Here is a 372-nt window from a genome sequence, read left to right on the forward strand (position 1 = left end):
ATAAGTTCCCACACGAATTGCTTGATTCATTGAAGAAGACGATAGAAGCAACTTTAAGCTCCACGCTGATAGCTCACGCTAACGGTTGCAAGCTCGAAATTGGGTCTGTAGCTCAGTTGGTTAGAGCGCACCCCTGATAAGGGTGAGGTCGGCAGTTCGAATCTGCCCAGACCCACCAATTTTGTGTGGAAAATGCCTGTAGAAATATGGGGCCATAGCTCAGCTGGGAGAGCGCCTGCCTTGCACGCAGGAGGTCAACGGTTCGATCCCGTTTGGCTCCACCATAAACTTGCTTCTGTATCGTAAAGCTTAGAAATGAGCATTCCATCAAATGATGGTGAATGTTGATTTCTGATCTTTTGATTAGATCGT

At 47.0% G+C, this 372-nt stretch carries 2 tRNA genes; both read left to right on the forward strand.

Features of this window, described 5'->3' with window-relative positions:
- Window positions 1–101 precede the first annotated feature (101 nt).
- Window positions 102–178, forward strand: a tRNA-Ile gene (locus B347_RS0106895).
- Between the two features lie 30 nt (window positions 179–208).
- Window positions 209–284: transfer RNA gene (locus B347_RS0106900), tRNA-Ala, on the forward strand.
- The last annotated feature ends 88 nt before the right edge of the window (window positions 285–372 follow it).

Origin of the sequence: Pseudomonas psychrophila HA-4 (genome assembly GCF_000282975.1) — a bacterium.
GTDB lineage: Bacteria > Pseudomonadota > Gammaproteobacteria > Pseudomonadales > Pseudomonadaceae > Aquipseudomonas > Aquipseudomonas psychrophila_A.